The organism is Agrobacterium sp. ST15.16.055 (assembly GCF_027956555.1).
Taxonomy (GTDB): domain Bacteria; phylum Pseudomonadota; class Alphaproteobacteria; order Rhizobiales; family Rhizobiaceae; genus Agrobacterium; species Agrobacterium salinitolerans.
The window spans coordinates 21,354-32,327 of the sequence record NZ_JAQKGN010000016.1; the positions used below are offsets into that span (position 1 = coordinate 21,354).

Below are 10,974 nucleotides of genomic sequence, written 5' to 3' on the forward strand. Positions count from 1 at the left end.
GCTCAGCGCCATTCGCGCCCGATATAGATGGCCAGCAGAATGATGCCGCCCTTGATGACATCCTGCAGATAGGGGTTGATGCCCATCAGGTTGAGGCCGTTATTGAGAATGCCGAGCAACACCGCGCCGATGAGCGTGCCGAGGATGAGGCCCCTGCCGCCGGCAATCGCCGTGCCGCCGAGAACGACGGCGGCGATGGCGTCCAGTTCGAAGCCGACACCGGCATTGGGCTGACCGCTCATCAGGCGGCCGGTGAGGATGAGGGCGGCAAAAGCGGCCGTCACACCGGAGATGCCATAGACGGCAAGCTTGACGCGCTGGGTCTTAACGCCCGAGAGGCGGGCCGCCAGTTCGTTACCACCGAGCGCGTAAACGTGGCGACCGAACGCCGTGCGCTGTAACAGCACCCATGCCACCGCATAAATCACCACCATGATGATGACGGGCACCGGAACGACGCCGATACGGCCGACGCCGAACCAGGAAATCCAGCTCGGAATGCCGCTGACAGGGTAACCGCCGGAATAGATGAGGCCGAGACCGCGGGCCATGCCCATGGTGGCGAGCGTGACGATGATGGCGGGCATTCTGCCCCAGGCGACGAGCGCCCCGTTGAAGATGCCGATGCCGAGACCGATGAACAGGCCGGCAGGTAGCGCAATTGCGGGCGAGAGGCCGGTGTTCACCATCAGGCCAGCGGACAGTGTTCCGACAAGCGCCATGACCGCGCCGACCGAAAGGTCGATGCCGCCGGTGAGGATGACGAAGGTCATGCCGACGGCGAGAATGCCGACGACGGAAACCTGCCGCAGCACGTTCATGATGTTGTTAACGCTGAAGAAATTGTCGCTCGCGAGCCCCATGAGGATGGAGACGACAATCAGGCCCGCCAGCGGCAGGGCGAGCGGCGAACGCAGCATGGCGCCAAGACTGAAGCCGCCCGTTTTCGCGGCGGTGCCGGTGTTTGCATCAAGCGACATGTTCAACTCTCCCGGTGGTGGCGTTTGTCATTATTGTTTCTGAATTGATGTCTGCGCCTTCGACGGTGGCGACGATGCCGCCGGAACGGAAGACGCAGACCCGGTCGGACATGCCGATCACTTCCGGCAGCTCCGAGGAGATCATGATGATCGAATGGCCCCTGGCGGCAAATTCGCGCATCAGCGAATAGATTTCTGCCTTTGCGCCGACATCGATGCCGCGTGTCGGCTCGTCGAAGATCAAGACGCGCATGTCATGGTTCAGCCAGCGGGCAATCACGATCTTCTGCTGGTTGCCGCCGGACAGCGTGTCGACGCGGGCGTACGGCCCCTGCGCCTTGACCTGCACCTGCGCCATGGCCTTCGTCGTGTGCTCCAGTTCCTTTTTGAGATCGAGGAACCAGTGGGCCTTGCGGTATTTGCGATAGTTGTTCAGCGAAATATTCTGCAGGATCGAGAAGCTGGTAATCAGCCCCTCCTCCTTGCGGCTTTCCGGCAGCAGGCCGATGCCGCGCATCAGCGCCTCATCAGGGCCGGAAAAGCGCGTGTCCACACCGTCGACCTTGATCTTGCGGCGCGAGGCGGAATGTGCCCCGAGCATGGCGAGAACGGTTTCCGTGCGGCCCGAGCCAACGAGCCCGGCAAAGCCGAGGATCTCACCCTTGCGCAGAGCAAAGCGCGAGACAGGACCGCCCTTCTTCAATTGCAGCTCTTCGACTTCGATCACCTTTGCGGCGGCGGGATCAAGTTGCGGCTTGGGCGGAAAGCTGGCTTCGATGCGCCGACCGACCATCATCTCCACCAGGCGGTCATTGTCGACTTCCGAGGTCAGGCAGGAACCGATTAATTCGCCGTCGCGCAGAACGGTAATGCGGTCGCAGATCTCGAATATTTCCTCGAGGTGGTGCGAAATGAAGATGATCGCCACGCCCTGACGCCGCAGCTCGCGCATGACCGTGAATAGATGCTCCGTCTCGGAAGGCGTCAGTGTGGCGGTCGGCTCGTCGAGCACGAGAATGCGGGCATCGAGCGACAGTGCCTTGGCGATCTCGACAAATTGCTGCTGGGCAACGGAGAGGCGATGCACCGGCACGTCAAGCGGAACATCAACCGCCAGCCGGCTCATGATCTCCGCGGCGCGCTTGCGCATCGCGCCCTTGTTCAAAAAGCGCAGCGGCCCGCGGATTTCGCGGGCAAGAAACATGTTTTCCACGGCGTTGAGATAGGGGATCAGGCTGAATTCCTGAAAAACGATGCCGACGCCGGCGGCAATCGCCTCATCATAATTGGCGAAGCGGCGATCCTTGCCATCAATGCGGATCGTCCCTTCCGAGGGCTGCAGAATGCCGCACAGGATTTTCATCAGCGTCGACTTGCCTGCGCCGTTTTCGCCCAGAAGCGCATGCACCTCGCCGGCGCGCGCCTCAAGGTCGACGCCACGCAGGACTTCGATCTTGCCAAAGCTTTTTCTTATTCCATTCAGTTCCAGCATTTCACCCTCCTCAATGGTCGGGACTGCCCCGCCCCCGCATGAAGCGGGGACGGGACGTGGGAGGCGTTCTTACCAGCTGAACTCGCCGGCGTTCTTGCTGTCGACGACCATGACGTCGATCGGTACTTCCTTCGGCACAACGCGAGCACCCCACTTCTGGGCGAGCGCCATGGCAAGGCCGACACGGACCTGGTCACGCGGGAACTGCGCGGTGGTTTCGATGAAAGGACCACCGTCTGCAATTGCCTTCACCGCTTCCGGGGCACCGTCGACCGAGGTCAGCTTGATGTCCTTGCCGGAACCCTGGATAGCAGCCAACGCTCCCATGGCACCGCCGTCATTCACCGAGAAGATGCCGGCGAGGTTCGGGCGCGACTGGATCATGTTTTCGACGACGCCGAGAGCAACGGAGCGGTCCTGACGGCCGTTCTGCGTGTCGACGAGCTTGATCTCGGGGAATTCCGCGAGAGCAGCCTTGCAGCCTTCGACGCGCTGCAGGATCGGAACGACCGGGATACCGTCGAGGATGGCAACCTCACCCTTGCCGTTCAACGACGTACCGAGATATTTGCACGACTGATAGCCAGCATCACGGTTCTTGGAACCGACGAAGGTATCGACCGGGCCGTTGGCGTTGGCGTCGACAGCAACAACGATCACGCCGGCAGCCTTGGCAGCGTGTACGGCAGCTTCGATGCCGGCGCTGTCGGTGGGGTTCAGGAGCAGGATATCGATCTTCTGCTGAAGCATGTCTTCAACGTCGGAAATCTGCTTTGCCACATCGTGGCCGGCGTCGGTGACCACGACGTCAGCGCCGATACTGGCGGCAGCTTCCTTCAAGGCTTCCTGCATCGATACGAAATAGGGATTGTTCAGTTCCTGGAAGGTCATGCCGATCTTCAGCTTTTCCTGCGCCAGCGCCGGAGCGGCCATCATTGCAATTGCGGCTGTCGCCATCAGAAACTTGGATTTCATTTTCATCTCACTCTTCCTCCCGTTTGGAAAGTTGGGGCAACAGGTGCCCGTTTCCGGACAGACCTCTGCCCGAATTCTTAGAAATCGGCGATGTGTCGCTGGTTTACTCCGCCATCACAGCTGCCTTCTGGGCCGCAAAAATGGTTCGGAACCTCGACGGCGACATTCCCTTCAATTTCAGGAAATGCCGGTTGAAATTGGAAAGGTTGGAAAAGCCCACATCGTAGCAGACCTCCGCCACTTTCACGTCCTGATCCGCCAGCAGCATCTGGCAGGCAAGATCGATGCGCAACTGATTGCGATAGCGCACCAGCGTCGTTCCCGTATGGCGCTTGAAGGCGCGGGAAAAGGCGCTTGGGCTCTGGCCCACCATATCGGCGAGATCGATTTCCTCAACCTGTTCCGTCAGATGTTCGCGCAGATGCGAGAGTGCACGGTTGATGCCGCTATCGCCTATACCGGTCAGATCGAGCTCGTAACTCAGGCTCGCCAGCACTTCTGAAGACGGCGCATTGACCAGGAGATCGAGAATTTCCCAGAAGAGCGCCAGACGGGTCAGGCCCTGCGCCTCGATAAGCCTAAGGATGAGCGGACGAACGCGGTCGCTCGTCTCGTCGTCAAACAGGATACCGCGACGGCTGCGATCAAGGAGGCCGCGCACGACCTCCATTTCCGACATGGAGGCGCAGGCATCTTCGATAAAGCTCTCCGGAAACTGGATCACGAGAGAGCGTGTCGGCACGATTTCGTCCGGCTCGATCTCGCTGATCCAGTTCTGGGGGAGATTGGGGCCGGTCATGATGAGCTGACCGGGGCCGAAGCGGCCGACGAAGTCACCAATGTAAAAGGTGCCTGACGTCGCGACGACCAGATGAATTTCGTATTCGGGATGATAGTGCCAGCGCACGGTACGGAACGGATAGCCATGCCGCCAGGCAGCGAAAGATTCGCCCTTGCGGATGTGCACCAGTTCCAGATCGGGCTGCATCATAGTTCCTCCCATCCTTACGTCCGCCGTATTCACGGAGCGGGCCATTCCTCTTTATGGCTCGTCCAAGGCGTTGATGAGAGCATATGGCGTGCGGCATCTCTGCATCCACATCACGCCGAAGAAATTGCCGATACTTTTTTGACTCTTTTTTGTCGAGAATTGAAGAGTCGTCTGAAAGGGCTGACTATAAACGCGGCGGGCGTGGCGAATTTTCCGCTCAATTTGGCGTGATGCGCCCAGACAATGCGCAGCCGAAGACGATTTCAGGTGAAATTTTGACGTGTGGCCTGCCGGATGCCGGCAGGCCACACTCATACTTTTCCGCAACGTCCCTGCCGCTCAATCATCAGCGGCAGGCTTTGTCCTTTATTGCGGCATGACGATCTGCAATTTCACATCCGTTTCCCGTGCTTCGACCGCGCGGTCGAAACCGGCGATACTGTCTTCGAAGGGAATGGTCGCGGAAATCAACGGCTTCAGGTCAACCTTGCCGGAGGCGATGAGCGCAACGGCCCGGTCGTAAACATTGGCGTAACGGAAGACCGTTTCGACCCGCAGTTCCTTGGCCTGCAGGCCGACAATATCGACCGGAACCGGATCGACCGGCATGCCAACGAGCACGATGGCACCGCCCGGCCGCGCCAGCTTCGCCATACCGAGTACGGCGGGTGCAGCACCTGAGCATTCGAAGACGATATCACAACCCCAGCCATCCGTGGCGGCCGAAACCGCTTCGGCAAGGTTGCGCTCGCGGATGTTGACGGTCTCGATGCCGTCATAGGCGGCGATGATATCGAGCTTCGGCTGAGCGAGATCGGCAACGATGACCTTGGCACAACCGCCGGCCAATGCTGCCAGGGCAACCATCATGCCGATCGGGCCGGCGCCCGTGACAACGGCGATATCACCGGGCTGAATGCGTGCCCTGAGGGCCGCCTGCATGCCGATTGCGAAAGGTTCGACCATCGCGCCTTCGGCGAAGGACACATTGTCCGGCAGCTTGTAGGTGAAGGCTGCGGGGTGAACGACTTCCGGCGTCAGGCAACCATGGATCGGCGGCGTCGCCCAGAAGCGGACAGCCGGATCGACATTGTAGATGCCGAGCTTGGAGGCGCGTGATGTGGGATCGGGAATGCCGGGCTCCATGCAGACGCGATCACCCGCCTTCAGATGGGTGACATCGGAACCGGTTTCGATCACCGTGCCGGAAGCCTCGTGGCCGAGGACCATGGGCGCGTTGACGACGAAATGACCGATCTTGCCATGGGTATAATAATGGACGTCCGAGCCGCAGATGCCAACCGTATGGGTGCGGATGCGCACATCCTTCGGTCCGAGCTCACCTGAACCCGCTCCACCGGGAATTTCAAAATCCCTGAGCGAGAGCTTGCCCTTTTCTTCCAGCACCAGTGCCTTCATCTCATCCTCCGTGGTTTTGCGATACGCCTGGCAGCGAATTCAGCAAGCGTGATGGCGTGCAATTTCGGCGAAAGTAAACAGAAATCGGCTGGATCGGACGGTTTTTCTTTGCGTCGGAAAAACTGTATCGAGATGTCTCGAGTTTCTCATCATCCGCCGCCGGAACAGGCCGTCGGACGCGTTCAACAAGCCTCCGATTCGCCGGAGCAATCGACACCCGCGAGACCAAACGATAGCCCGGATCGATCAACCTTTCCTGATCCGTAGTCCTTCCAGAAAGGCCCGGAAACTCTCAACCGCCCGCTTCGAGGTGGCTTCGGGATCGTCGGAATGGGCGATCCATTGGGCGGCGCTGCTGCTTGCTGCATTGATGAAGCGGGCGCATGCCTCCGGATCGATGTCACCGATGGTGCCTTCCTCCCGGAGCGCCTCCAGACTTCGGGCGACAGCGGAAATACAGCCATTGGCATTTGGCCAGCGCGATGGATCACCCAGCACCGCCGGTCCGTCGCGAAACATGATCCGCTGGATTTCCGGTTCGAGAGCCATGCGCACATAACCGAGATTCTCCTCGACAAAACCCTCCCACCGGGAATCGGCCCTCGAAGAAATATCACAAAGCCTTGCGGTCATTTCCGCGTCGATTTCGGCCACAACGGCCGAAAGCAGGCCTTTTTTATCGCCGAAATGATGGTAGAGCGCGCCACGGGTGAGACCGGCTTCGGCGGTGAAGTCGTCCATAGACGCTTCAGCATAACCGATGCTGCCAAAGGCCTTGCGGCCCGTAGCCAGAAGCTTCGCCCGCGTCTCGGCAATCATTTCACTGCGAGGTTTGCGCATTTCTTCTCCATTTTTCTCATACGTCGCGTATATTAGTTGACATACGCGCCGTATGCAATTATCTCATTAACATACGCCACGTATGTATGTGGTGGACACCCTTCGAACAAGGTGCATCCCGATGTCTAATCCATACAGAGAAATTTTCCGGGCTCCAGGCGCAAAAGGCTTTTCCGCCGCCGGCTTCTTCGCCCGCCTCCCCATTGCCATGGCCCCGATCGGCATCGTCGCCATGCTTTCCCAGACCCATGGCGAATATTGGCTGGCCGGCGCCGTCTCGGCAACCTTTGCATTGACCAATGCCGCCCTCTCCCCGCAAATCTCCCGGCTGGTGGACCGCAAAGGGCAGAGCAAGGTCCTCATCCCCGCCACCATCGTCTCGGTCATCGCCTTTGCGGTACTGATTATCGCGACAAATCAGAAATGGCCTGCCTGGACGCTGTTCCTTTCCGCCTTCCTCGCCGCCGCCATGCCAAGCATTCCCGCCATGATGCGCGCCCGCTGGACGGAAATCTTCCGCGACCGGCCTGAACTGAACACCGCCTTCGCCTTTGAATCCGCCGCAGATGAACTCGTCTACATCTCCGGCGCCTCGCTTTCCGTTGGACTTGCGGTTTCGCTCTTTCCGGAAGCGGGCATGATGATCAGCACCACCTTCCTGGCGCTTGGCACCTTTGCTTTCCTTCTGCAACGCTCGACCGAGCCCAAGGTGCGGCCGGTTGAAAGCGGCCGCCGGCAGCGTTCAGCCATCTTCCTGCGGCCGGTCCAGATCATCACGCTTGCCCTGATCTTCGTCGGCTCGACTTTCGCCACGGCCGAGGTGAGCGCCGTCGCAATCACCAAGGCGCTTGGTCAACCGGAAGCCGCCAGCCTCGTCATCGGCGTTTACGCAATCGGCTCCTTCGTGGTCGGCCTCATCCTTGGCGCGCTCAACCCCAAAATGCCCCTGCAACGACAATTGCTGATTGCCGTCAGCGTGCTTGCGCTCACCGCCCTGCCGCTGCTTGTCGCCAACACCTCCGTTGCGCTTCTCGCTTTTGCCGTTTTCCTCAGCGGCGTTGCAATCTCGCCGATCTTCATCACCTCATTCGGCCTGATCGAGCGCCGCGTGCCGGAATCGATGCTGACGGAAGGTGTAACGTGGGTGATGACCGGCATCGGTATCGGCATGGCGCTCGGCGCCTTCGTCTCCGGCTGGGTGATCGATAATTTCGGCCCGGATAACGGTTTCTGGGTGTCCGTCGCCGCCAGCCTTTCGACCGTCGTCATCATTGGGCTCGGCCAGCGCGCCCTTTCCGGAAATCGCGAACGATCCGGCCCTGCGGCCGCAATGCAGCAACCTGCGGAGTAAGAACAGAGGATCTAGGTCATCCCGGGCGAAAAGCCGCTCGGGATAGACCTGAATTGCATGGGCTGGGGCTCTGCGCTCAGCCCATGCGCTCGGACACATGTTCTCCGGGGGACGCGGGAAAAACGACAGTTCGGTTTCCGTTCAGAAAGACCCGGTGATGAATATGGGCGTGGATGGCCCGCGCAAGAACCTGGCTTTCCACATCCCGGCCAAGGCTGACATAATCCATCGCGCTCTGGGCATGGGTCACGCGGATCGTATCCTGCTCGATGATCGGCCCTTCATCAAGATCGGCAGTGACGTAGTGGGCGGTCGCGCCGATCAGCCTCACGCCACGCTCATAGGCCTGCTTGTAAGGGTTGGCACCCTTGAAAGACGGCAGGAAGGAATGGTGGATATTGATGATACGGCCGGACATTTCTTGACACAGCCGGTCCGACAGGACCTGCATGTAACGCGCCAGCACCACAAGCTCCGCTCCGGTATCCCGCACCACCTGCAAGATCGCGGCTTCCGCCTCGGGCTTCGTTTCCGGCGTGACACGAATGTGGTGAAAGGGAATATCCTCGTTCACCACCTGCTTCTGGTAATCCAGATGATTGGAAATCACCGCGACGATCTCGACCGGCAGCGCACCGATGCGGGAGCGATAGAGCAGATCGTTGAGGCAATGGCCGAAACGCGAGACCATGATCACGACTTTCGTCTTTCGCGAGAGGTCGTGAATGTCATAATCCATATCGAAATCGGCCGCGATGGGACCGAAGCCGTCGAGCAGCCCATCGCGTCCCGATCCCTGTTCGGAAACGAAACTCAACCGCATGAAGAAGCGGTCCGTCTCCTGGTCGGTGAATTGCGAACTGTCATTGATGTTGCAGCCGGACCGGGCGAGGTAACCGGATACGGCGGCGACGATGCCACGGCGCGCCGGGCACGAGACTGTCATGATATAGGTTGTCAAATTCTGCTCCCTGGGTCTTTGCCGCACGGACGGATCGCCTGCGCTTTCCCGCCGATTGCCGATGAACCGCCGGCCATGGTCAGGACGGCGATTGAGACTTGCCGAAGCCCCGCGAGGCGGCTTACGAACCGTAGATCGGAAAGGCCTCGCAAAGTGCAGTAACCTCTGCCCGCACCTCGGCCTCGATTGCGGCGTCACCCTCGGCATTTTTGGACAGGGCATCGATGACACGCAGGATCAGCGCACCGATCTGTTCGAATTCGGCGACACCAAAGCCGCGTGTGGTGCCGGCGGAGCTGCCGAGCCGGATACCGGAGGTGACGAAGGGCTTCTCCGGATCGTTGGGAATGGCGTTCTTGTTGCAGGTGAGACCCGCCCGCTCCAGCGCGATTTCGGCAACCTTTCCGGTGACGCCCTTCGGGCGCAGATCGACCAGCACCATATGGCTGTCGGTTCCGCCAGAGACGATCCCCAGCCCACCATCGGTCAGTACCTTCGCCAGCGCCTGTGCGTTGGCGATGACCTGGCCGGCGTAATCGGAAAATTCCGGGCGCAGTGCCTCGCCGAAAGCCACAGCCTTGGCGGCGATGACATGCATCAGCGGGCCACCCTGATTGCCGGGGAAGACCGCCGAATTCAGCTTCTTGGCGAGATCGGCATCGTTGGTGAGGATCACGCCGCCGCGTGGGCCGCGCAACGTCTTGTGGGTGGTGGAGGTGACGACATGGGCGTGCGGCACGGGGTTCGGATATTTGCCGCCGGCGATCAGACCGGCATAATGGGCCATATCGACCATAAGGTAGGCGCCGACTTCGTCGGCTATTTTGCGGAAGCCGGCAAAATCGATCTGGCGTGGATAGGCAGATGCGCCCGCCACGATCAGCTTCGGCCTCGTTTCCAACGCTCGCGCGCGCACCTTCTCCATGTCGATCAGATGCGTCTCGGCATCGACCTCATAAGAAACGACATCGAACCACTTGCCAGACATCGTCACCGGCGAACCGTGGGTCAGATGACCGCCATGGGCGAGCGACATGCCCATGATCCGGTTGCCCGGCTGCAGCAACGCCAGGAACACCGCCTGATTGGCCTGCGCGCCGGAATGCGGCTGCACATTGGCGAATTCCGCGCCGAAGAGTTGCTTCAACCGGTCGATGGCGACCTGTTCGACCTTGTCGACGAATTCGCAGCCGCCGTAATAACGTTTGCCGGGATAACCCTCGGCATATTTGTTGGTCAACACCGAGCCTTGCGCCGCCAGAACATCGGCGGAGACGATGTTTTCCGAAGCGATCAGCTCGATCTGCGTCTTCTGGCGATCGAGTTCCTCGGCGATGGCGTCGGCGATCACCGTGTCCGAAACGGTATTATGTGACAGTCGGTTGAGCATTTTTTCTCCTCCAGATCAGGCGATGTCCGCCGCAAGTTCCTTGCAGCCGGTTTCAAGCAGATGGCCAAGATGCGATACGAAACTGTTCCAGATATCCATACGGAAACGGTTTTCCGCATCGCGCCAGAGCACCACGCTGACGCCGTCGAAAATCGTCCGGCGCCCCTCGCCCACCGCAATGGTGTCGATGTCGCGGGCGCAGCCCAGCGTCAGCAACTCGGCGGCCTGCGCACCTTCGATCAGCAGCGTCACTTCCCGTCCGGAAATATCGACGAGACTATGCGGATGGCTGGCGTAAACGCCTGCGCAGGCGGCAATCAGCCCGTCAACCGCGCTGACAGGTGCAAGCACGGTCCATTCGTCGGGGCCAAGGCGCAGGACCTCAATCTCGCCCGAAGCGGCGCGGAGGCCGATCCGGTCGGGCAAGGTCAGGCCAAGGGCGGCGTTGAGCGGGGCGAGATCGCCGCGCGCGCGCAGCGACAGCCGCGCCTGCGCGGCCAGAACGCTGACCCGGGCAGCTTTGCTCTCGGCCAGCGTGCCGGGAACAGGGGAGGAAACGCGCATATTCATTGTCA

10 protein-coding genes are annotated in these 10,974 nt (G+C 60.3%); 1 reads left to right on the plus strand and 9 read right to left on the minus strand.

Annotated elements, in window-relative coordinates:
* Nucleotides 1–2: 2 nt before the first annotated feature.
* The 6 genes from PL599_RS19160 to PL599_RS19185 form a co-directional block, all read right to left on the minus strand.
* Nucleotides 3–980 (minus strand): ABC transporter permease, encoded by a 978-nt coding sequence (locus tag PL599_RS19160; RefSeq protein ID WP_142913281.1) that lies wholly within the window; start codon nucleotides 978–980, stop codon nucleotides 3–5.
* The gene (locus tag PL599_RS19165; RefSeq protein WP_142913282.1) at nucleotides 970–2,472 is read right to left on the minus strand and encodes a sugar ABC transporter ATP-binding protein; all 1,503 of its coding nucleotides are present in this window, start codon (nucleotides 2,470–2,472) and stop codon (nucleotides 970–972) included. Before PL599_RS19165 ends, PL599_RS19160 begins: the two co-directional genes overlap by 11 nt.
* Nucleotides 2,473–2,541: 69 nt before the next feature.
* On the minus strand, nucleotides 2,542–3,453 hold the full coding sequence (locus PL599_RS19170) for an ABC transporter substrate-binding protein (RefSeq protein ID WP_077983139.1): 912 nt from the start codon (nucleotides 3,451–3,453) through the stop codon (nucleotides 2,542–2,544).
* A 97-nt stretch (nucleotides 3,454–3,550) separates the two neighbouring features.
* Complete coding sequence (locus tag PL599_RS19175; RefSeq protein ID WP_077983140.1) at nucleotides 3,551–4,435, minus strand: AraC family transcriptional regulator; 885 nt, start codon at nucleotides 4,433–4,435, stop codon at nucleotides 3,551–3,553.
* A gap of 369 nt (nucleotides 4,436–4,804) precedes the next feature.
* The gene (locus tag PL599_RS19180; protein WP_271359665.1) at nucleotides 4,805–5,857 is read right to left on the minus strand and encodes an NAD(P)-dependent alcohol dehydrogenase; all 1,053 of its coding nucleotides are present in this window, start codon (nucleotides 5,855–5,857) and stop codon (nucleotides 4,805–4,807) included.
* 246 nt (nucleotides 5,858–6,103) lie between these two features.
* Nucleotides 6,104–6,697: a TetR/AcrR family transcriptional regulator gene (locus PL599_RS19185; protein ID WP_269825375.1), complete on the minus strand. Its 594-nt coding sequence runs from the start codon at nucleotides 6,695–6,697 to the stop codon at nucleotides 6,104–6,106.
* Between the two features lie 121 nt (nucleotides 6,698–6,818).
* Here PL599_RS19185 and PL599_RS19190 point away from each other — a divergent pair, with 121 nt between their 5' ends.
* Nucleotides 6,819–8,048, plus strand: coding sequence for an MFS transporter (locus tag PL599_RS19190; RefSeq protein ID WP_269825376.1), 1,230 nt, complete (start codon nucleotides 6,819–6,821; stop codon nucleotides 8,046–8,048).
* A gap of 76 nt (nucleotides 8,049–8,124) precedes the next feature.
* Here PL599_RS19190 and purU read toward each other — a convergent pair whose 3' ends face one another.
* From purU to PL599_RS19205, 3 genes are all read right to left on the minus strand, one after another.
* Nucleotides 8,125–9,009: a formyltetrahydrofolate deformylase gene (gene purU / locus PL599_RS19195; RefSeq protein WP_137411857.1), complete on the minus strand. Its 885-nt coding sequence runs from the start codon at nucleotides 9,007–9,009 to the stop codon at nucleotides 8,125–8,127.
* A 121-nt stretch (nucleotides 9,010–9,130) separates the two neighbouring features.
* Nucleotides 9,131–10,399: a serine hydroxymethyltransferase gene (gene glyA / locus PL599_RS19200; RefSeq protein ID WP_269825377.1), complete on the minus strand. Its 1,269-nt coding sequence runs from the start codon at nucleotides 10,397–10,399 to the stop codon at nucleotides 9,131–9,133.
* Nucleotides 10,400–10,414: 15 nt separating this feature from the next.
* Nucleotides 10,415–10,969 carry a sarcosine oxidase subunit gamma gene (locus tag PL599_RS19205; protein WP_165691216.1) on the minus strand — a complete coding sequence of 185 codons (555 nt, stop codon included), beginning with the start codon at nucleotides 10,967–10,969 and terminating at the stop codon, nucleotides 10,415–10,417.
* Between the last annotated feature and the right edge of the window lie 5 nt (nucleotides 10,970–10,974).